19 protein-coding genes are annotated in these 19,946 nt (G+C 66.9%); 12 read left to right on the top strand and 7 right to left on the bottom strand.

What is annotated here, in order from left to right; all coding sequences use genetic code 11:
* Nucleotide 1 precedes the first annotated feature (1 nt).
* Nucleotides 2–781 carry an SDR family NAD(P)-dependent oxidoreductase gene (locus AB4089_RS20540; protein ID WP_441411117.1) on the bottom strand — a complete coding sequence of 260 codons (780 nt, stop codon included), beginning with the start codon at nt 779–781 and terminating at the stop codon, nt 2–4.
* Nucleotides 782–1,099: 318 nt separating this feature from the next.
* On the opposite strand from AB4089_RS20540, the gene AB4089_RS20545 reads away from it, so the two are divergent.
* The 3 genes from AB4089_RS20545 to AB4089_RS20555 all read left to right on the top strand — a co-directional run bounded on the left by AB4089_RS20545 (nt 1,100) and on the right by AB4089_RS20555 (nt 3,113).
* Nucleotides 1,100–1,537: a hypothetical protein gene (locus tag AB4089_RS20545; protein WP_441411118.1), complete on the top strand. Its 438-nt coding sequence runs from the start codon at nt 1,100–1,102 to the stop codon at nt 1,535–1,537.
* A 146-nt stretch (nt 1,538–1,683) separates the two neighbouring features.
* Entirely contained in the window at nt 1,684–2,166 is a 483-nt protein-coding gene (locus AB4089_RS20550; RefSeq protein WP_441411119.1) for a hypothetical protein, read from the top strand.
* Nucleotides 2,163–3,113, top strand: coding sequence for a hypothetical protein (locus AB4089_RS20555; protein WP_441411120.1), 951 nt, complete (start codon nt 2,163–2,165; stop codon nt 3,111–3,113). The genes AB4089_RS20550 and AB4089_RS20555 overlap by 4 nt, the downstream gene beginning before the upstream one ends.
* Nucleotides 3,114–3,173: 60 nt before the next feature.
* Here AB4089_RS20555 and AB4089_RS20560 read toward each other — a convergent pair whose 3' ends face one another.
* The 3 genes from AB4089_RS20560 to AB4089_RS20570 form a co-directional block, all read right to left on the bottom strand.
* Nucleotides 3,174–4,760, bottom strand: coding sequence for a DUF4389 domain-containing protein (locus AB4089_RS20560; protein WP_441411121.1), 1,587 nt, complete (start codon nt 4,758–4,760; stop codon nt 3,174–3,176).
* A 77-nt stretch (nt 4,761–4,837) separates the two neighbouring features.
* Nucleotides 4,838–5,893: a zinc-dependent alcohol dehydrogenase family protein gene (locus AB4089_RS20565; RefSeq protein ID WP_441411122.1), complete on the bottom strand. Its 1,056-nt coding sequence runs from the start codon at nt 5,891–5,893 to the stop codon at nt 4,838–4,840.
* On the bottom strand, nt 5,890–6,225 hold the full coding sequence (locus tag AB4089_RS20570) for a hypothetical protein (protein ID WP_441411123.1): 336 nt from the start codon (nt 6,223–6,225) through the stop codon (nt 5,890–5,892). The genes AB4089_RS20565 and AB4089_RS20570 overlap by 4 nt, the downstream gene beginning before the upstream one ends.
* A gap of 262 nt (nt 6,226–6,487) precedes the next feature.
* Between AB4089_RS20570 and AB4089_RS20575 the strand changes: the two genes are divergently transcribed.
* Complete coding sequence (locus tag AB4089_RS20575; RefSeq protein ID WP_441411124.1) at nt 6,488–8,038, top strand: amidohydrolase; 1,551 nt, start codon at nt 6,488–6,490, stop codon at nt 8,036–8,038.
* Nucleotides 8,039–8,071: 33 nt separating this feature from the next.
* Here the strand turns inward: AB4089_RS20575 and AB4089_RS20580 are convergent, their stop codons facing one another.
* The gene (locus AB4089_RS20580; RefSeq protein ID WP_441411125.1) at nt 8,072–8,581 is read right to left on the bottom strand and encodes a hypothetical protein; all 510 of its coding nucleotides are present in this window, start codon (nt 8,579–8,581) and stop codon (nt 8,072–8,074) included.
* Between the two features lie 593 nt (nt 8,582–9,174).
* Between AB4089_RS20580 and AB4089_RS20585 the strand changes: the two genes are divergently transcribed.
* Nucleotides 9,175–9,792 (top strand): uracil-DNA glycosylase, encoded by a 618-nt coding sequence (locus AB4089_RS20585; protein ID WP_441411126.1) that lies wholly within the window; start codon nt 9,175–9,177, stop codon nt 9,790–9,792.
* A 113-nt stretch (nt 9,793–9,905) separates the two neighbouring features.
* Here AB4089_RS20585 and AB4089_RS20590 read toward each other — a convergent pair whose 3' ends face one another.
* Both AB4089_RS20590 and AB4089_RS20595 read right to left on the bottom strand, forming a co-directional pair.
* The gene (locus AB4089_RS20590; RefSeq protein ID WP_441411127.1) at nt 9,906–11,219 is read right to left on the bottom strand and encodes a type II toxin-antitoxin system HipA family toxin; all 1,314 of its coding nucleotides are present in this window, start codon (nt 11,217–11,219) and stop codon (nt 9,906–9,908) included.
* Complete coding sequence (locus AB4089_RS20595; RefSeq protein ID WP_441411128.1) at nt 11,216–11,545, bottom strand: type II toxin-antitoxin system Y4mF family antitoxin; 330 nt, start codon at nt 11,543–11,545, stop codon at nt 11,216–11,218. Before AB4089_RS20595 ends, AB4089_RS20590 begins: the two co-directional genes overlap by 4 nt.
* Before the next feature lie 270 nt (nt 11,546–11,815).
* Here AB4089_RS20595 and AB4089_RS20600 point away from each other — a divergent pair, with 270 nt between their 5' ends.
* The 7 genes from AB4089_RS20600 to AB4089_RS20630 all read left to right on the top strand — a co-directional run.
* A complete protein-coding gene (locus AB4089_RS20600) occupies nt 11,816–12,511 on the top strand; it encodes a FadR/GntR family transcriptional regulator (protein ID WP_441411129.1) in 696 nt (231 codons plus the stop codon).
* A gap of 89 nt (nt 12,512–12,600) precedes the next feature.
* Nucleotides 12,601–13,656, top strand: a complete 1,056-nt coding sequence (locus AB4089_RS20605) for an asparaginase (RefSeq protein WP_441411130.1) — start codon at nt 12,601–12,603, stop codon at nt 13,654–13,656.
* An 8-nt stretch (nt 13,657–13,664) separates the two neighbouring features.
* Nucleotides 13,665–15,080, top strand: coding sequence for an aspartate ammonia-lyase (locus AB4089_RS20610; RefSeq protein WP_441411131.1), 1,416 nt, complete (start codon nt 13,665–13,667; stop codon nt 15,078–15,080).
* Nucleotides 15,081–15,107: 27 nt separating this feature from the next.
* On the top strand, nt 15,108–16,703 hold the full coding sequence (locus AB4089_RS20615) for an amino acid permease (protein ID WP_441411132.1): 1,596 nt from the start codon (nt 15,108–15,110) through the stop codon (nt 16,701–16,703).
* Nucleotides 16,704–16,835: 132 nt separating this feature from the next.
* Nucleotides 16,836–18,152 carry an ATP-binding protein gene (locus AB4089_RS20620; protein ID WP_441411133.1) on the top strand — a complete coding sequence of 439 codons (1,317 nt, stop codon included), beginning with the start codon at nt 16,836–16,838 and terminating at the stop codon, nt 18,150–18,152.
* A gap of 259 nt (nt 18,153–18,411) precedes the next feature.
* Entirely contained in the window at nt 18,412–19,422 is a 1,011-nt protein-coding gene (adhP, locus tag AB4089_RS20625; RefSeq protein WP_441411140.1) for an alcohol dehydrogenase AdhP, read from the top strand.
* A 170-nt stretch (nt 19,423–19,592) separates the two neighbouring features.
* Nucleotides 19,593–19,946: acetyl-coenzyme A synthetase N-terminal domain-containing protein (locus AB4089_RS20630; RefSeq protein ID WP_441411134.1), on the top strand; the 354-nt coding region annotated here is incomplete at its 3' end.

Consider the following 19,946-nt stretch of genomic DNA (forward strand, 5'->3'; position numbering starts at 1 on the left):
GTCAGTAGTCCACGATCGCGCCGGCGGAGATGTTGACGGTGGCGTCGGTGATGGCCGCCGCCTTGTCCGAGACGATGAAGGAGGCCACGTTTCCGACGTCCGCCAGTGTGGCCGTGCGGTTCAAGTGCGCGGCCCTGGCGATCTCCACCACGATCTCCTCGCGGCCTTCGGCCTGCCACGGGATGGTTTCGATAATGCCTCCGGTGACCATGGTGACCACCCTGACGCCGTGTTTTCCCAGCTCAAGCGCCCACTGCCGGCGCAGCCCCTCCATCGCGTCCAGCGCCACCTTGAATCCGCCCAGGCCGGGGATCGTCTGTGGACCCGAACCGCCGAACATGAGCACCACGCCGGAGCGCTGCTTGACCATGTAGCCGGCGGCCGCTCGGGTGGTGAGGAAGTGCGTGCGCGCGGCGAGGGCGATGGGCCGGGTGAAGTCATCCACATCAATCTCCATGAGCGGCTGCTGGACGTCGCCGAACGAGATCACATTGAAGGAGATGTCGATCCTCTTGCTCTTCTTCGCCACCCGGTTCACGAAGGCATCCACTTGCTCTTCGTCCAGGGCGTCGACGACGGCGGTTTCGGCCGTGCCTCCGGCCTCGCGGATGTCATTGGCCACTTTCTCCAGCCGCGATTCGGTCCTCCCGGCGATATGGACCGTGGCGCCGTCGGCCGCCAAGGCCCTGGCCACCGCCCCGCCAACCGCCCCGCCGCCGCCGTAGATCAGGGCAGTCTTGCCGTGCAGTAAGCCGTGTTCCTCAATCCCGATGTTCACCATGGTCGCCTGCCTAGTGCCGCGGAGTTCGTGAATTCCCTCAACTATGTTCTTGCGCAGGGCCGGTGGCAAGAGGACGGGCGGGACCACCGCCACGCCGGGACCCGGCCAGGTGTCCCCCCAATTGCACACTCCTGGCCGAACCACGACGATGCGGGCGGATTGCTGCCGCCCCTACAGCGAGTAATTGGACACGTCCAATTTCTCGCCCTGAGCGTACCCGGAACAGATTAGACATGTCCAATCTGCTAGACTCGCTGGCGACCTGAAGTTTTGTGACAAGCCGCGGCTGATGCAGCTCGGCCGATGAAAGAAGCCATTGTGAGCGACGACCAGCCGAACTCGGCGCCGGGTCTAGCCCTGGCCCGCAAGCTGAACATCCTCCTGGACAGCGCCGAGGCCGAGGGCCGGAAAATCACGTTCAATGACGTCCGGGATGCCATGTCCGCTGCCGGGACGCCGCTCTCGCGGGCCAGGTGGCACTACATGAGATCGGGCTCGGGACCGGCCGTCAAGAAAGTCGAACTCCTGCAGAACCTGGCCAAGTTCTTCGGCGTCAGCGAGAACTACCTGATCGACGGGGATGAAGAACTTCCGCCCCGGGTCGAGGCGCAGCTCGAATTGCTCGCCTCGATGCGGGCCAACAAGGTGCGCAACTTTGCCGCCCGCCAACTGGACGGACTCTCCCCGGAGACCCTGCTCCAGATCCGGGACCTGATCGATGAACAGCTCTCCCGCGAGGATCCGGATCAGCGGTGATTCCCCGGCGTCGGGAAGCCGCAAGTTGGTGCTCCTTGACCCGCTAACCGCCCTTTGACCTGCACTGATAGGATTCTGGCGAGGTTTGGCCGTCAGGAAGTGGCGTGTCCACGCTGACGCTCTATCAACAGCCAAGGACTCGGTACATGGATTACGACGCCGCCCGTTCGCGGGCACGGGAAGCAGAAGCCGGCCTCTGCCTCAGCGAGCCGGTCTCGCTGGCTTCTCTTCTTCGGCACCTTGAACGGCTGCGGGACCGCAAGATCGTCATCAACCCCATCGAAGGGGCCATCGATAAGGTCTGCGGTCTGTGGTTCGGGCTTGACCATATGGACGTGATCCTGCACGCACGGGCAGCTTCCGAGGTCCATCGGCAGCAGATTGTCCTCCACGAATTCGCCCACATGATCCTGCGCCACGAGCAGGACACCGTCACTGCCGAATATGCCGGAGCGTTCTTCCCGGACCTCGACCCGGAGCGGGTGGTCAAGGCGCTCAAGCGGACAGATTTCCTCGATGAGCTCGAGGCCACCGCCGAACTCCTCGCCGACCGCCTTGCCGCACGCATCCGCAGCTCCCAGGACCGCTCCGGCGGCCAGCCGGGGAACTTCAGCTCGGTCTTCGGATGATCCAGCTCCTGATGGCGGCGGTCCTCTTTGTTCTCGCCGCTGTCCGCATCCCGGCCGTGATCCGGAATGGCCGGGACACCGTGTTCCTCGCGGCGGTGTTCGCCGGGATCGCATCGGTGCTGATGTCGCCGGCCGTGTACGCCACGGTCGATGCCGTCATAGGCGGCACCAACGTCGTCAAGCTGGCCCTGCACTCTTCAATGATCGTCGGGCTCTGGTATCTCAGGTGCGCAGTCCTCGAGGCGATCATGCCCCCGGACACGCGGCGGGCGCTGATCCGCACGCTGCCGCTGACCGGGACCCTGATCCTGCAACTGCTGTTGTTCGTCCTGACGGGCCCCACGGTGACCACGGACAGCTGGGGTGCCTACCACGTGCGACTCCCCGCCGCCCTGTTTTCCACCGTGCTCATCGTGTTCATAGGATGGGTCTGCTGCGGCGTCGCCGTCGCGTGCTTCCGCTACATCCCTAGAATGCGCCGGTCCTTCAAGGTCGGGTTCACCATGGTCGGCATCGGATGTGTAGTCGGGGTGCTCGTGATGGTCAGGTTCACGATCGGGCTGCTTTCCGTCCCGGTCCCGGCGCTGGAGGCCGTCCCCGTGCCCTCCCATGCCGCAATCGGAGTCCTGGAAATGCTCACCGTCATCCTGGTCGGGGCGGGCCTGACGATACCGGCCATGGCAGGCCGGAGCGGACGCAAACGCCGGGCCCGCTGGGAGGCCAAGACCCTCGCCGGCGTCGAACCCATCAGGGAACGGGTCCTGCACAATGTCGATCCCGGACGCCTCCTCGAAAGCGACCCCGCCGCGCCTGCCCGGGAACGGCTGCACCGGATGATCGTCGAGGTCTGGGACGCTGAGCTCGCCTCCGGCGGGACCCTGACCGCGCAGGAGCGCACGTTCCTCCTGGCCGCCGAAGAGCAGCTGGACCTGAACCGGCTCCCGTGACTCCGTTGTTCACGCACCCGGGCGGATATACGCTGGATCAGATCGGGCCCGGCACCGCCGTCAACGAGGCACGGCACTAGCTCCGGAGGCGGGCAAGGGCACGTCCCCCGGATCGACGGGACCCATGTCGAGGTGGAACGGCGGATATTCGTCCCGCATGAGGGCAACGTAGGCGATGACGCGGTAGATCCAGCGGTTCAGGCCGAGCAGGAGGTCGAAGATCCCCCGCCAGTATTGCCCCGTAAACAACAGGATCACGCCCGCGATGAGGACCAGCAGCCCCATCAGGGAGATGCCCACGCCATACTGAACCCACTGGCCGTCACGGTACTCCCACGCCCTCGCCGTCCCCGTCAGGATGCTGATAATCAGCAGATGCGGAATGGCCAGCAGCCACGATTTCACCAGCACCAGGCCGCGGGACAGCCGTGCGGGATAGTCGACGTCGAAGTCCGCCGGGTAGTCGGTGCGGGCCAGGGTGAACGGCGGGTAGGCGTCCGTGCCGATCGCGCTGAAGGCGTAGTAGGCCACGCGCCAGTTCCAGCGGATCACGCCGACGCTGAAGTTAAACAGCGAGCGGGGGTAGTGCGCCGTGAAAAGGATCGCGAACCAGGCCACGATCGTGACCACTGCGAAGGCGAACCACAGGAAGAACAGGATGATGCAGTGCGGGATGGCCAGGAACCACTTCACCAGCCACATCCAGCGCGACAGGTTCGGGTCGAGGTAGCCGTGGAGGCGCGCGGGGTACACGTAGGCTGTCGTCGCGCCCGGCGTCACCGGATAGGGAGTTCCCGGCGCGGCGGCGTAGGCGGCTACGGCGCCTGCCGGCGCAGCCATGTTGTAAGAGGCAGTCACGTTGTGTTGGCCAGGGGCGGTTCCGGGCGCGTACGGGCCCACCGGGTACGGCTGGCCGGCCTGGGGTGGCAGCTGGCCGGGAGGGACGCCGCTGCCGGGGCCGCCCTTGCCCGCAGCGCGGCCGAGCCCCGCGGCGCCCAGCACTATCAGCGGCACTCCGATCAGCAGCATCACCAGGCCGCCGATCAGCAGGCCGATGAACACTGGCAGGAGCAGACCGGAACGTGCCCCTGCCTGCAGGTTCACGCTTACCGGGGCACTCGCGTCGGCGTTCATGACCACCACGGCCCAGTCTCCGGAGCGAAGGTCCCAGGTGAGGTCCTGTTCACCCGTGCCCGTGGCGGTCGCGGCCCAGAAGTTCTGCTGCGCCGGGTCGGAGGGGATGTTGGCGCCGGGCACATCGCGGTACAGGACCCGGAAGGGGTTGACCCTGATGTTTGCGATTTCGGCGTGACGGACCCCGGCCAGGTAGGCTGCGACGTCAGCCTGCGGCCCAACGCCGATGAAGATGTCCTTGCCGGGATCGGTGGTGGAACCACGGAGCAGCACGCTGCCCGCAAAACCCGGCGGGACGCCGTCGCGCATGCCGCCCCCGGTGCCGAGGTCCAGCGTGGGCGTGGTCAGCGCGTAGGAATTGGCGGTGAACGGCGCCGGCTGTGTGATGAAGTACCTGCCGTCGCGCTGCTGGTAGTTGACCCAGCCCGCGACCCCGGCGCCGGCCAGCAGCCCCAGCCCGAGCATCGCGCACAGCGCGCCGATCACCAGCATGACAATCCGGCCTGCTTTCATGGCCGCCACCGTCCTCTCAGAAGGTCCCTCTCAGAAGGTCCCTTTCAGATGGTCCGCCTCAGATGGTCGGACCACTTTTACGCCGTGATCACCACTTTGAGGGCTTTGGTCTCCGCCGCGCGGGCGAAGGTGTCGTAGGCCTCCATGAACTCGTCAAAGATGAAGTGGTGGGTGGCGAATCTGTCCGCCGGGATTTTTTGCTGTGCCACGAGCTTGAGAAGCATGGGGGTGGTGTTGGTGTTTACCAGGCCCATGCTGATGTTGATGTTCCGGATCCAGAGGTCTTCGACGTGCAGTTCCACGGCCCTGCCGTGCACGCCCACGTTGGCCACGTTGCCGCCGGGCCGCACGATGTCTGTACACATCGTGAACGTCGCCGGCACGCCGACCGCCTCGATCGCGACATCCACGCCCTGCCCGTCGGTCAGGACCATCACCTGTTCCCTCCAATCGGCGTCGCTGGAGAGGACCACATCCGTGGCACCGAATTCGCGCGATTTTTCGAGCCGGTTCGCGTCGAGGTCGACGGCGATGATGGTCGCCGCGCCATAAAGTCCGGCGGTGCAGATCGCGGCGAGCCCAACGGGACCGGCGCCGATTACGGCGACCGTGTCGCCGGGCTTGACCCGGCCGTACTGTACGCCGATCTCAAAGCCGGTGGGAAGGATGTCGGAGAGCATGACGGCTTGTTGGTCGCTTACTCCTTCCGGCAGGAGGTGCAGGGAGTTCTCGGCGTACGGGACGCGGACGAACTCGGCCTGGGTGCCGTCAATCAGATGCCCGAAAACCCAGCCGATGCCCGAGGTTCCTTCCGCGCCGAGGCAGTGTGAGTACAGTCCCGTCTTGCAGTTGGCGCAGTGTCCGCAGGACTTGATGCAGGAGATGATGACGCGGTCCCCGACTTTGAGGCTGGTCACGGAAGCGCCGATCTCCGTGATGGTGCCGACACCTTCGTGGCCAAGGATCCGGCCCCTGGCTACGGTCGGGACGTCGCCCTTGAGGATGTGCAGATCCGTACCGCAGATAGTGGTGGTGTCCACTTTGACGATCACATCGCTGGGGTTCTGAATTCTAGGGTCGGGGACCTCGGTCCACGACTTCTCTCCAGGCCCGCCGTAGACGAGGGCTTTCATACGTGTTCCTTGGCTTTGAGAATGACTAGTGGGTCCACCAGGCGCAGGCGGCATGGCGTCTCGGTGCCGTCGATCCCCGAATACAGCAATGAGACGCGGGCGCGCTCACGGAGTTCCTCGATCGCCGCGGCCGAGACGCGGGCATGCGCAAGGTCCAGCACGAGTTCGAACCCGGGGAGCTTGCCCGAGACGCGGCGACACACAACGTAGAGTGCCCGCACGTTGGCTGCGGTCACTATGCCGTGTACCTCGATCCGGGCTGATTCGGCGTCAGCGTTAAGGCGGATGAGAACTTTGAGTTTGGGGTCCCCCGAATGGTGGTGCATGGTCATGTGGCCGTGGTCTCCTGCCTTTCCTGCTGAAGCCGGAAAATGCAAAACGCCATTTCCTTCCCCAATGTGCGGTGAGACCCGTACTGCATTCCATGGGGCGATTCCTCCCTCAACTACGCGACCTCCCCAACTGGCCGTGCAGGAACCTCCCCACAATCAGCTTGGTGGGGACCCGTTGCAGGGGTAAGGGGCGAAAGTCCCTTGTGCCCATGCGGCGTCGGCTGGCTTTGGGCCAGGGCCTGTGCGCGCCTAGCCTGTTCCTATGTCTGATCCACTCGATCCCGGCCGCGCACCGGATCTCGTGCTGGCCTCCGCCCGGCTGCCCGGGGACCACGCCAGCTTCGACGTTCATGTCCGCGACGGCGCCGTGTCCGCGATCGTCCCATCGCGCCCGGACGTGGCTGCGGCCCCGGCCGGCACGCGGGTGGTGGATCTGGACGGCCGCTGCGTCATTCCGGGGCTGTGGGATGAGCATGTCCACATGACGCAGTGGGCACTGGCCTCCAACCGGCTTGACCTCTCCGGCGCCAGGTCGGCGCGCGAGGCGGCCGCCGTCGTCGGGTCCCGCGTCACTGACTCTCATGTCCCCGGCGTCGACGGCGGCGCCGGCACCGACGGCGGTGGGGCCGCTTCGGGAGCTGTCGCGACGCTGGTCGGCGTCGGTTTCCGCGATGCCGTCTGGCCGGACCTGCCCAGCCTGGACCTCCTTGACGGCGTGACGCGCGGCCGGCCGACGGCGCTGATCAGCCACGATCTCCATTGCGTCTGGCTCAACTCCGCTGCGGCCCAACGGTACGGGGTGCCGGTGGATGCGGAGGGGCTGCTCCGGGAAGATCCGGCGTTCGCCCTGACCCGTGAGCTCGGCAGGCTCCCGGTTACGGTGGTGGATCCGTGGGTGCAGCAGGCGGGGAAGGATGCTGCCGCGCGGGGCGTCGTCGGGATCGTGGACTTCGAGATGACGTGGAACCGCGACGCCTGGCTGCGGCGGATCTCCGGCGGTTTCGCTGCCCTGCGGGTTGAAGCCGCGGTCTATGCGCAGGATCTTGACCGGGCCGTGGCCGAGGGGCTGCGGACCGGGTTGGAGGTGGCCGGCGGCGGCGGGCTCCTGACCGTGGGCCCTCTGAAGGTGCTGATTGACGGCTCGCTCAATACCCGCACGGCGTTCTGCGTCGACCCGTATCCGAACGGCGGCCACGGGCTGCTGACGGTGAGCGAGACCGAGCTGCTCGCCCTGCTGGTCCAGGCGCGGCGGGCTGGTTTTGTGCCGGCGGTCCATGCGATTGGGGACGCGGCCAACCGGGTCGCGCTGGATGCGTTTGAGGCGGTGGGCATCGCCGGGCGGGTGGAGCATGCCCAGTTTGTCCGGAACGAGGATTTCGCACGCTTCGCCCGGTTGGGCGTGACCGCGAGCGTCCAGCCCGCGCATGCCCTCGATGACCGGGACGCCGCCGAGGCGAACTGGCCCGGCCGCACGGACCGGTCTTTCCCGCTCCGTTCGTTGGTGGCCGCCGGGGCAACGCTTGCCCTTGGCTCCGATGCTCCGGTGGCACCGCTGGATCCGTGGACTGCCATGTCCGCGGCCACGGCGCGGGCCCGGCAGGATGGCCGCGGACCTTGGCATGCCGAGCAGGCTCTCACGCGGCAAGAGGCCCTCACCGCTTCAACCCGCGGCCGTGGCCGGCTCCGGGTTGGGGATCCGGCCGATATTGCCGTGCTCGACGGCGACCCGCTGACGGTTTCCGACGCCGAGTTTGCGGCCATGCCCGTGGCCGCCACATTGGTGGGGGGACGGTTCACTCACGGCGGTCTGTAGCCGCGTGAGATGCCTTGGCCAGGGTGCCTTGGCCTATTTGCCTTTCACGCGCGCCTGGACGAGGTTGGCGAACGGCAGCCGGCCGTGGTCTTCGCAGAACCGGGCGTGGTATCCGGCCTCCGCCCCGGTGACCGCCTCTGCCGGCAGCTCCTTCCAGGCAATCAGGAGGGAACCGGGGTCGGCGAGCTGCCAGATGAGCCGGCCGTCCCAATGGCCCGGCGGCTTGCCCTTGCCGAAATCGATGAACTCCTGGATTTGTCGGCGAAGTCCGCGGTTGCCCTTGCTGCCGGCGCCCGCTTTCCCGATGTAGACGACGTCGGCGTCGTCAACCCACTCCGCGCTCAACGCAGACTCCGCCACGGAGGGATCCTTCTTCTTGAAGACCCCCGCCGTGCTCTTGGGCAGGAACCGCGGCTCATAGTCTGCAGGCCGCAGCAGCGCGAAGATCCCGGTCCGCTGCGGGATCCGGTTGACGTCCACTGCTGCGAGGGGCCGAAACCCCGTAAACCCGTCTTCTTTGAGTGTTTGTCTGTTGATCGGCATGGATTCCTTGACTTGGGGCTGTGTGCGCCCTTGAAGCTTACGGAAGAAAGCGTGCGGAAGTCCGTGCTCAGCCGCGCGTGAAGGTGCCCAGCCCGGTTTGATCGTAGAAGTCGAGCCTGACGCTCGGAGCCTTGGCGTCCGCGTTGGCGGTGCCCCCGGCGGCACCCGTGGCGAAGATGGCCCCGGCGAGGCCGTTGGCGTTCTACCCGATGGAATCAAAGCTGAAGGTGGGAAACGGCCGGTCGAAGGCTCTGGCCGCGCTGACAAGATCTCGCCCTGCGTCCGCGTCGGCGACAAAGAATAAGACGCCCTCCACTCCGGTGGCAGCTTGGCGTCAGGCCTGCAGGTACCTTCGCGATCTCGCTATGAGAAGGCTCGGACACTTCAATGTCCCGAACAACCCGGCGTCGTCAGATGGTTACCTGCAGGTACTTAAAGCCTACGCCCACCCCATCGCCAGAACCAGAGCTAGTAGGCCATGGACCCGCCCTTGGCGACCGAAATGAATGCCCCGCCCGAACCACCCCCTGCCGCGAAAGCGTAGAGTGGAGGAAGCCGCCTGATTCTGGACGCCAAGTGCTGAGGGAGAAATCGTGACGATTGACTGGGACGAAAAAAAGACCCTGCTGCAGGAGCCGAACATCGCCGCGGTGACGCAGCTGTGCGACGAACTCATGGAAAAGAAGCCTGGATCCGTGGTCCCCTACATCGACCCCATCCATGACGAGGACGAATGCAGGATCGTCAGCCTGCATATCAGCCCCGGCAAGGGCACGGAATCGGGGTTCGTCTCACACTTCAATGACGATGAAGCCGCACGCCGTGCCACCTCCATCTACGAGGCCGCAGAGCTGGATCCCCGCTACGTCATGCCGTGGAACGCCTACCCGTGGATCCGCGATCCGGACGCCGCCTCGGCCCTCAACGTCCAGGAGAAGACGGACGGCCTGCGGCCCTTCCGCCAGTTCCTGAAGATTAACAAGCGGGTCTCGGCAGTGATTGCCCACGGCGCCGACGCCCACTCCTTCCTGACGCTCTTCGAGAAGACTTACCATTCCTCACTGAAGAACCATGGCGTCAAGATCTACAAGGCCACCGCGCTCGGCGGCCGCGCCTTCGCCGTCTCGGCAGCCAAACAGGAAGAGCTCCTCGCCAAAAACGTTGAGGTCTACAAAGACGCAATGCAGCGGGCCGGCATCCAGCACCTCTGAGGCATCGCGCGCCGGCAGATTACGACGCCGGCAGCCGCGGCGGCCGTGTGCTGCCGCCACATCCTTACGATGCCGCCGAATTAGGACTCCGTCCGGTTTCGACGCCGTCGGCATCACCCCGACAGCAGCCTGCGCCTGTGCCTGAGCTCCTTGAGCCAGTCCCGGGTGACCATGGCCGAAAACGGCGCGGCGCCGTCGTCGGACATCGAGCGGAACGCCTTACCCGCCTGGAGGTCGGTCAGCAGCGGCTCCGACGCCCTCAAGGCCAGCTCGAGCACCTGCACGGCTGACCGCTCAGTCAGCCCCATCCCCGCGGCCCAGCCCAGGAAATGCTTCCTGGAGATCCCCGTCCGCTTGCCATCCAGGGTCAGGGCGAGTGTCTTGTCGCCGTACACAACGGTGGAGGGGATGTCGTAGACCGGCGCGATGGACCACTCCCCGGTTGGCTGCTGCACCATGGAAACGTTTTTGGCATGCAGGTCACCGTTGCCCGTAAGCCACGCAAATGCCGCCTGGAGGGCCAAATTCCGCAACGCAGGCAGCGGCGCCGCGCAGTACGCCGCCAGCGCATGGCACACCTGCCCGTATCCCACGTTGTATTTGTCCGCCGGGTAAAGACCCAGCACCTGCGCCCCGTCCTCGACGGCGAGCCGCTGCACAGCCTCCGGTGACCCGGCCGCCGCCTTCTGACCCGCTGCCTTCTGACCCGCCGCCTTCTGACCCGCCGCCTTGGGCCCCGCCGCCTTCTGACCCGCCAATTCGGCGACAGGCACCCGGTCGAAGCGTTCCACGAGCAACCCGGGCCGGCCGGCCACGTCGCGGATCAGCTGGACCCGGCTCAACGGAATCCGCAGCCGCGCCGCGTACCGGAACATCGCGTACTCGTTCTCGACGACGTGCGGGAACTCGGGCGCGTTGAGTTTGAGGATGTACCGCCGGCCGGAGCTGGCCACCGGCATGGAGATCATTCCCGCGGACAGCTTGTCCTGCACTCCGGCCAGTGCCACGGGGTCGATCAGCCCGGAATCTCCCAGCAGGGCATCGAAATCGACGGGCGTCCCGGGGTCAAGCTCGACGGCGTGCTCGTCCGGGTCCAGCTTCTCGCCATGTCCAACGATCTGCACGTCACCCACCGGATTGGCGCCGGCCGCGATGAGCAGGGACAACTCATCGTCCACGCTGGTCTTGACGGAGCGGCGCAATGCATTCAGCCGCCGCCCCTCCGGCAGGAGCCCCGTGAAATACGGCGGAGCGGCCCCCGCTGCGGACAGGACGGGGTCCGCAGTCAGCGGCAGGGAACTTGCGACGGCGGGCCCGCCGGATGCCAGATAGGCCGGCAGGTAGCTGAACCTGGTGCCGCCGTCGTGCCGCTCCAGCCGCGCCGCCAGCACGCCGGCCTTATAAATATCCGCGATGCGGTGCCTCATGGCCGGGCTTCCGGGCTGTTCCGCTGATTGCCGTGTGCCGGCGGTTCGCTGGCACCTTCGCTGGCACCTATCTCTCCGCTGGTTGAAGGCCCGGTCAGCGCCCGGGCGGCGGCACTGGTCCGGGTCTGGATCCGGAGCTCCAGCCCCAGCGTGCCCAGGAGTGCCAGCAGGGAATCCAGCTGCACCGTGCGCTTGCCCTGTTCGACGAACCGGACGAAGCGCTCTGAGACCCCGGCCAGTTCGGCCAGATCACGCTGGCTGAGCCGGAGCGCCCCGCGCCGGCCTCGGACCTCGGCAGCAAGATCGTCCGTAAACGAGTTCCCCATGGCCACCTTTCCCGTTGATCAACACACGTTTGACTCGCGCCTATAGGTACGAACGTGCCGTTTTGGGCGCATTTTCAGTATAGATCGGGCAAACGCACCTGCACAGGGTAATTCCGGCACGTTCGTACCGGAGGGGGCAGCCAGTCATGGAGTCGACCTTTCGTCCTGAGGGCGCATGGCAGTGGCCCCAACGTTGAACTGCTCAACATCGGGGGGCCGCCGTCGCCGTCACAATTGACACCCGGTGTGACGCCTGCCATATTTTAAGGCGTGAACCTGTCAGACAGCCGGACAGCAGGACAGCCGTTGGCCCGCCTCAGTGCCGCCGAGGCAGTCTTCAATGTCCTCCGCTCCGAAATCGAATCCGGCAAGCTCGGCGTCGGCACCAAGCTGAGCTCCGAGGCCAACCTCGCCCAGGAGTACGGGGTGAGCCGCTCGGTGGTCCGAGAGGCACTGCGCTCCTGCACCGCCCTGGGCCTGACGGTCACCAGGACCGGGCGGGGAACGTTCGTCGTCGCCAACCACGTGGCCAAGGACCTGGTCCTGGGCCAATATTCCGCGCACGACCTCACGGAGGCGCGTCCCCATATCGAGGTTCCTGCCGCCGGTTTGGCTGCCGAGCGCCGTTCACCCGAGGAACTGGCCATGCTCCGGGACGTCGTCGCCGCGATGACCGGCGAGGACGATCCCGAAGTCTGGGTGGGCCTGGACTCCAGCTTCCACGCGTTGATCGCGCGGGCAAGCCGGAACAAGGTGTTCGAAAACGTCGTCGCGGACATCCGCGACGCCCTGGCCCACCAGTCCGAGACCCTGAATATGGTGGCGGACCGCCAGCACGCGTCCAACGAGGAGCACCGGCGCATCCTGGCCGCCATTGAAGCCGGCGACGCCGCGACGGCGCGCATCGCCATGAGCCAGCACCTCCATGCGGTGGGCGTTGCCCTCGACTCGATCCTCAACCCCTGACGCCAGACGGCATCGCCTGAAGCCCCTTTTCCGCAAGCACAGGTCAGCAACACAGCGACCACCCACAACCACCCCGCCAAAAGGACGTAATGATTTCTCCCGCCCTCGCGCACATCCCGACCCCGCTGGCCCAGGAGCGGCTGCCGCAACACGCGCCACTCGCGGTCCAGACCCGCGACGGCATCATCGAAAGCGTCCACTACGGCTCAGCCATCGCCACCGCGGCGGACGGCCGGATCCTCCTGGCCGCCGGCGAGCCCCTCGCCCCGTTCTACCCGCGGTCCGCCCTTAAGCCCCTGCAGGCCGTCGCCATGGTCCGGGCAGGCCTTGACCTCCCGGACGAGCTCCTTGCCCTCACGGCAGCCAGCCATTCGGGCGCCGCAGCCCATCGTGACGGTGCGCTCCGCATCCTGAACCTGCATGGGCTGACCCCAGCGGACCTCGAGAACAGCACCGACCTCCCCTACGGCGCCCGCGAGCGGGAGGACTGGCTCGGCGACGGCGGCCAGCCCACCCAGCTGGCCCAGAACTGCTCCGGAAAGCATGCCGCCATGGCCGCCACCTGCGTCATCAACGGCTGGCCGGTCCGGGGCTACCTGGACCCGGAACACCCGCTGCAGCGACTCGTGGCCCAGACCGTGGTGGACCTGACCGGCGAGGACCCGCAGCGCACCACCACTGACGGCTGCGGCACCCCGCTTTTCGCCCTCACGCTGCGCGGCATGGCCCGCGCGTTCGGACGTCTGGCCGCGGCAGGGGGTTCCAACGGCGGCGCGGAAGCCGTAGTCGCCCGCGCCATGCGCAGCAACCCTGCGATGGTTGCGGGCGAGGGCCGGGATGTCACCGCCCTGATGCGCCTGGTTCCCGGCCTGCTGGCCAAGGACGGCTTCGAGGGCGTCCAGCTGGTGGGCCTCCCGGACGGCCGCGCCATCGCCGTGAAGGTCTCCGACGGCGGAGACCGAGCCCGGATGCCCGTCACCGTGCGCCTCCTGGCCGCGCTCGACGTCGATACCTCCCCCTTGGATCGCCTCGCCGCGATCCCTGTGCTGGGCGGCGGCCGGCCCGTCGGGCTGCTGCGGGCCACCGAGTTCCTGGCTGCCCCCAGTTCCTTCCCCCAGACCTCCAACGCCTCCGACGACCTGTAAGGACCGCCATGACCTCGCCCGACGAACGTGCAGACTTCCGCTCCGAACACGACCTCCTGGGCGACCGGGATGTTCCCGCCGACGCCTACTGGGGCGTCCACACCCTCCGGGCCGTGGAGAACTTCCCGATTACCGGCCAGCCGCTCTCCTCCAACATGTACCTGGTCCGCGGGCTGGCCGCCGTGAAACTGGCCGCCGCACGCACCAACCACGAGCTCGGACTGCTCGACGCCGAGCGCGCCACAGCCATTGAGGAAGCCTGCGCGGACGTCCTGGACGGCAAACTCAGCGAGCAGTTCGTGGTCGACGTCATCCAGGGCGGTGCCGGGACGTCGTCGAACATGAACGCCAACGAGGTCATCGCCAACCGTGCCCTGGAAATCCTCGGCCACCCGAAGGGCGACTACGCCCGGCTGCACCCCAACGACCACGTCAACCTCAGCCAGTCCACCAACGACGTCTACCCCACCGCGGTCAAACTCGGCACAATCTTTGCTGCCCGGGAGCTGCTGGAAGCGCTCACCGAGCTCGAAGACGCCTTCGCCGCGAAGGCCCTCGAGTTCCGCACGGTGGTGAAGATGGGCCGCACTCAGCTCCAGGACGCCGTCCCCATGACCCTCGGCCAGGAATTCGGCACCTACGCCGTCACGATCGGCGAGGACCGGCTCCGCCTGGCCGAAGCCGACCTGCTGATCCACGAAATCAACCTCGGCGCCACCGCGATCGGCACCGGACTCAACGCGCCGGCCGGGTACGCCGAGGCCGCCTGCCGGCACCTGGCCGAAATCACCGGCCTGCCCCTGGTCACCGCCGTGGACCTGATCGAGGCCACCCAGGACGTCGGCGCCTTCGTGCACCTTTCCGGCGTCCTCAAGCGGGTGGCCGTGAAACTCTCCAAGATCTGCAACGACCTCCGGCTGCTCTCCTCCGGCCCGCGCGCCGGATTCGGCGAAATCAACCTCCCGGCCGTGCAGTCCGGCTCCTCGATCATGCCCGGCAAGATCAACCCGGTCATCCCGGAAGTGGTCAGCCAGGTCGCCTACGAGGTGATCGGCAACGACGTCACCATCACCATGGCCGCAGAAGCAGGCCAGCTCCAGCTCAACGCCTTCGAACCCATCATCGTCCACAGCCTCCACAAGAGCATCTCCCACCTGGAAGCCGCCTGCCGCACCCTCACGGCCCGCTGCGTCCGGGGCATCACCGCCAACACCGAACACCTCCGCCTCACTGTGGAGCAGTCGATTGGCCTCGTCACCGCCCTGAACCCGCACCTGGGCTACGCCACGGCCACGGCCATCGCGCAGGAAGCCCTCGCCACCGGCAAGGGGGTCGCGGAACTCGTGCTTGAACACGGGCTGCTCACTGCCGAGCAGCTCACCGAGCTCCTCAGCCCGCAGCGCCTGGCCAACCTGAGCAAGTAGCGCACCCTCGAACCCCGAAGGACCCCGATGACTCATCCCGAAACTGCCCGTGCCCAAAAACAGCCAGCCCAAGAACTACCGGCTCAACAGCAGGCCGTCTCCGACCACACCATTCCGGCGCATGCCCATGCCTCCGGGGCAGCGCTCCACGCCGAGGACCAGGGCTACCACAAGGGCCTGAAACCCCGGCAGGTCCAGATGATCGCGATCGGCGGTGCGATCGGCACCGGCCTGTTCATGGGCGCCGGCGGCCGTCTCGCCACGGCCGGACCGGCCCTGATCATCAGCTATGCCGTCTGCGGGTTCTTCGCCTTCATGATCCTGCGCGCGCTCGGCGAACTCGTCATGCACCGGCCGTCGTCGGGCTCCTTCGTCTCCTACGCCCGCGAGTTCTTCGGCGAGAAAGCCGCGTTCGTCACGGGCTGGCTGTACTGGCTGAACTGGGCCATGACGGCGATCGTGGACATCACCGCCGTCGCGCTGTACATGAACTTCTTCAAGAAGTACTGGGCGCCCATCGCGGACGTGCCGCAGTGGACCTGGGCCCTGGCAGCCCTGATCCTGGTCCTGGGCCTGAACCTCATCAGCGTCAAGGTGTTCGGCGAGCTTGAATTCTGGTTCGCGCTCATCAAGGTCGTGGCGCTGGTGTCCTTCCTGGTCGTGGGCATCTACTTCGTCATCTTCGGCACGCCCGTGGCAGGCCAGGAGGTCGGCTTCAGCCTGATCGCTGACAACGGCGGCCTGTTCCCCAACGGCCTGGTGCCGGCCATCGTGGTGATGCAGGGCGTCGTGTTCGCCTACGCCTCGATCGAGCTGATCGGCACCGCCGCCGGCGAGACGGAGAACCCGGAGAAGATCATGCCGCGGGCCATCAACACGGTGATCGTGCGCATCGCGGTGTTCTACGTCGGCTCGCTGGTGCTGCTCTCTCTCCTGCTGCCCTACAGCTCCTACAAGGCCGGCGAAAGCCCCTTCGTGACGTTCTTCGGCTCCATCGGCGTGGACGGCGTGGACGCCATCATGAACCTCGTGGTCCTTACCGCGGCGCTGTCCTCGCTCAACGCGGGCCTCTACTCCACCGGCCGGATCATGCGTTCGATGTCCGTCTCGGGTTCCGCGCCGAAGTTCGCAGCGCGGATGAACAAGTCCGGTGTCCCGTACGGCGGAATCGCGCTCACCGCCGCCGTCGCGGTGCTGGGTGTGGTCCTGAACGCCGTAGTCCCGGCCGAGGCGTTCGAGATCGTCCTCAACGTCGCATCGCTGGGCATCATCAGCACCTGGGCCATGATCGTCCTGTGCCAGATGCAGCTTGCCCGGCTCGCCGCCCGCGGGGAACTCCTCCGGCCCGCTTTCCGCATGCCGGGCGCACCCGTCACGGGCTGGATCACCCTGGCCTTCCTCCTGGCGGTGCTGGTCCTGATGGCGTTCGACTCGCCCGTGGGAACGTGGACCATCGCGTCCCTGGTGGTGATCATCCCGCTCCTGATGCTCGGCTGGCGCCTCTGCCGGGACCGCATCCTGGAAATCGCCGCCGTCCGCGACGGGTTCACCGGCCCGTACCCGCTCGTGGCCAACCGCCCCGTTGGGAAGAACGCAGCGGGCACCGACGGGATTTCGGAGTAGCACTCCGGCGTTACGCGGCCGCGTCTGCGGCCGCGTAACGCAACGTCCCCGCAACCCCTCGCGCACCCGGTTCGCATATGCTCAGCTCAAGACTCAACATGGCTCAGCGACGAACCACCCGGGAGACAGCTCATGACCAACTGGCGGATCAGGGATTTCCATTCGGCCGATCTTGACGGGATCCTGCACCTCTGGGAGTCCCTCAAGGCCACCAACGTCGAGCCGGTCTACGCCCTCTCCGAGGTGCTCGCCTCCTGCGAAAAGGACCATGCCGTCGTCGCGGTGCAGGGCGAGCAGGTGGTGGGCGCCGCCGTCGGACGTGCCGCGCATGACCAGGGCTGGATCGTTTTCCTGGCCACGCTGCCGGATTTCCGGGGCCGCGGGATCGGCACGTCGTTGCTGGCCGCGGTGGAGAACAGGATGGCCCCGCACGGGCTGAACAAGCTCTCGGCCCTGATGCCCGAATCCGAAACCCGGGTGGAGGCCTTCCTCAGCCGCGGTTTCGCGCTGAAGAAGAACCTGCGTTACTTCGAGCGGAAAATCCCGGTCCAGCGCCAGGAACTGGAACCCCTCAGCCTGCTGGGCGGCCGGATCCTGGCCCGCGACCTCTGGGAGAACGTGGCGGGCATGCGCCGCGAAAAGGAACTCCTGGAACGCCGGCTGGTTCTTCCGCTGGCCGAGGCCGACCTCGCCGACGAATACGGGGTGGTGCCGCCGCGGGCGGTGGTCCTCTTCGGCCCTCCCGGCACGGGCAAGACGACCTTTGCCAAGGCGATCGCGTCCCGGCTGGAGTGGCCGTTCGTGGAGGTCTTTCCCTCCCGGCTGGCTGCCGACCCCAAGGGGCTGGCCGGGGCGCTGCGCGAGACCTTCCTGGAGATCGCCGAACTGGAGCACGCCGTCGTGTTCATCGACGAGGTGGAGGAGATCGCGGCGCAGCGCTCGGGCGAGCCGCCCTCGCCGCTGCAGGGCGTCACCAACGAGCTGCTCAAGATCATCCCGGCCTTCCGCGAACAGCCCGGCCGGCTCCTGGTCTGCGCCACCAACTTCATCCGAGCCCTGGATTCGGCGTTCCTGCGGCACGGCCGGTTCGATTACGTCATCCCGATCGGCCTGCCGGACCGGCAGGCCCGCGAGGCCATGTGGCAGCGCTTCATCCCCGCCGCCGTGGTGGACGACGTCGACGTCGAGCTCCTGGTGGACCGCGCCGAAGGCTTCTCCCCCGCGGACATCGAGTACGCGGCCCGCAGCGCCTCCCAGCGGGCGCTTGAAAAAGCGGTGTACGACGACGGCGGTGCAGCCTCCGGTGGCAGCGCCTCCGTCCGCGAGGCGGTCCGGAAGGGCCCCTCGACCCAGGACTACCTCGATGCGATCGCCGAAACCCGGACCACGGTCAGCCCCGAGGTGCACCAGCAGTTCCTTGAGGACATCGACGCCCTGGGCCGGGTGTAGACCCGCATCCTGGCCCGCCCAGGTGACCTGACTCACAAGGCTGCAACCTCGTCGCAACCCTCGCCTCCCTAGGCTCTAGGCAACGGCCATCATCCGGCTCAGCACATGTACCAGCGATGATCGCCTCACCCACACCCCCTGTGAGGCTTTCGGCGGACAACGGGCACCCACGGCCGGCTTCTGGCGTGATGCTCAAATTCAGGCCGGCGCACTATTTGCTGCGGCTACAAGCGACGAAGGAATATCGACAATGACGACGATGAAAGCTGCTGTTGTTACCGAATTCGGCAAGGACCTCCAGATCCAGGACCTTCCGGTCCCCACCCCGGGACGAGGCGAGGCACTGGTCAAAGTACTGACCAGCGGGGTATGCCACACAGACCTGCACGCCGCAGAGGGCGACTGGCCGGTCAAGCCGTCACCGCCGTTCATTCCCGGCCACGAAGGCGTCGGCGAGGTCGTCGCCGTCGGGGAGGGCGTCACCGATCTGGCCGTCGGCGATCTCGTGGGAAACGCCTGGCTGTGGTCGGCCTGCGGCGACTGCCAGTACTGCCGGACCGGCTGGGAAACCCTGTGCGAGGCCCAGCAGAACGCCGGCTACAGCGTTGACGGCTCCTTCGGCGAGTACATGCTGGTCGACAGCCGTTTTGCCGCCCGCATCCCGGCCGGCTCGGACCCGGTGGAAGTCGCACCCGTGCTCTGCGCCGGCGTGACCGTCTACAAGGGCCTGAAGATGACCGAGGCAAAACCGGGCCAGTGGGTCACCATCTCCGGCATCGGCGGCCTGGGGCACATCGCCGTCCAGTACGCCGTGGCGATGGGCCTTCGGGTCGCCGCGGTGGACATCGCCGACGACAAACTGGCCCTGGCCAAAAAGCACGGCGCCGAGCTGACGGTCAACGCCCTGCACGAAGACCCAGCCGAAGTCATCCAGCGCGAAACCGGAGGTTGCCATGGAGTCCTGGTCACCGCAGTGCACCCGTCAGCGTTCGGCCAGGCCATCGGCATGGCACGCCGCGGCGGAACGATCGTTTTCAACGGCCTGCCGCCGGGGGACTTCCCCGCGCCGATCTTTGAGATTGTGCTCAAGGGCCTGACAGTCCGGGGCTCCATCGTGGGAACCCGGCAGGACCTCGAGGAGGCCCTGGACTTCTACGCCCAGGGCAAGATCCACCCCACGGTTTCCACCCGGAATCTCTCTGAGGTCAATGCCGTCCTCGATGAAATGAAGCACGCCAAGATCGACGGCCGCGTGGTCCTCAAGTACTGATAAGTCCCGGCAGACAGCGGCGGCGGTGTATCCCTGGGCGCGCCTGGGGATGCGCCGCCGCGGCTGGATCCTGGCACGGTCCACGGCAGTGCCCCGAGCGACATCACGACTACCGGCGCATGAACACATTATTCACCGCAGAATCAGTAAGAAAAGAACAGGGGTTACCCATGTCCAACGCCCGCACCGCGGCATCATCCAGCCTCCTCCAGGACGGCGATGCGTTTGAGAATCTGTCGCAGGAGGACCGGCGGTTCGCGCCCTCGGCGGAGTTCGCGGCGAATGCGGTGGTGACCGCGGGTGAGTATGCGAAGGCCGACGCGGACCGGCCCGCGTTCTGGGCGCGGCAGGCCCGGGAACTGCTGGACTGGTCCCGGGACTTTGACCAGGCTTTGGACTGGTCCGAGCCGCCGTTCGCGAAGTGGTTCGTCGGCGGGGAGGTCAACGCCGCGTACAACGCCCTGGACCGGCACGTGAAGGCCGGGAACGGGGACCGGGTCGCGATCTACTTCGAGGGCGAGCCC

It is taken from the genome of Arthrobacter sp. 2MCAF15 (assembly GCF_052115605.1).
In the GTDB taxonomy this organism is placed as follows: domain Bacteria; phylum Actinomycetota; class Actinomycetes; order Actinomycetales; family Micrococcaceae; genus Arthrobacter.

Excerpts from the sequence above, each read along its gene's own strand:
- AB4089_RS20540 (WP_441411117.1), bottom strand. The coding sequence starts at position 781 with ATGGTGAACATCGGGATTGAGGAACACGGCTTACTGCACGGCAAGACT.
- AB4089_RS20550 (WP_441411119.1), top strand. The coding sequence starts at position 1,684 with ATGGATTACGACGCCGCCCGTTCGCGGGCACGGGAAGCAGAAGCCGGC.
- AB4089_RS20555 (WP_441411120.1), top strand. The coding sequence starts at position 2,163 with ATGATCCAGCTCCTGATGGCGGCGGTCCTCTTTGTTCTCGCCGCTGTC.
- AB4089_RS20560 (WP_441411121.1), bottom strand. The coding sequence starts at position 4,760 with ATGAAAGCAGGCCGGATTGTCATGCTGGTGATCGGCGCGCTGTGCGCG.
- AB4089_RS20565 (WP_441411122.1), bottom strand. The coding sequence starts at position 5,893 with ATGAAAGCCCTCGTCTACGGCGGGCCTGGAGAGAAGTCGTGGACCGAG.
- AB4089_RS20570 (WP_441411123.1), bottom strand. The coding sequence starts at position 6,225 with ATGACCATGCACCACCATTCGGGGGACCCCAAACTCAAAGTTCTCATC.
- AB4089_RS20575 (WP_441411124.1), top strand. The coding sequence starts at position 6,488 with ATGTCTGATCCACTCGATCCCGGCCGCGCACCGGATCTCGTGCTGGCC.
- AB4089_RS20580 (WP_441411125.1), bottom strand. The coding sequence starts at position 8,581 with ATGCCGATCAACAGACAAACACTCAAAGAAGACGGGTTTACGGGGTTT.
- AB4089_RS20590 (WP_441411127.1), bottom strand. The coding sequence starts at position 11,219 with ATGAGGCACCGCATCGCGGATATTTATAAGGCCGGCGTGCTGGCGGCG.
- AB4089_RS20595 (WP_441411128.1), bottom strand. The coding sequence starts at position 11,545 with ATGGGGAACTCGTTTACGGACGATCTTGCTGCCGAGGTCCGAGGCCGG.
- AB4089_RS20605 (WP_441411130.1), top strand. The coding sequence starts at position 12,601 with ATGATTTCTCCCGCCCTCGCGCACATCCCGACCCCGCTGGCCCAGGAG.
- AB4089_RS20610 (WP_441411131.1), top strand. The coding sequence starts at position 13,665 with ATGACCTCGCCCGACGAACGTGCAGACTTCCGCTCCGAACACGACCTC.
- AB4089_RS20615 (WP_441411132.1), top strand. The coding sequence starts at position 15,108 with ATGACTCATCCCGAAACTGCCCGTGCCCAAAAACAGCCAGCCCAAGAA.
- AB4089_RS20620 (WP_441411133.1), top strand. The coding sequence starts at position 16,836 with ATGACCAACTGGCGGATCAGGGATTTCCATTCGGCCGATCTTGACGGG.
- adhP (WP_441411140.1), top strand. The coding sequence starts at position 18,412 with ATGAAAGCTGCTGTTGTTACCGAATTCGGCAAGGACCTCCAGATCCAG.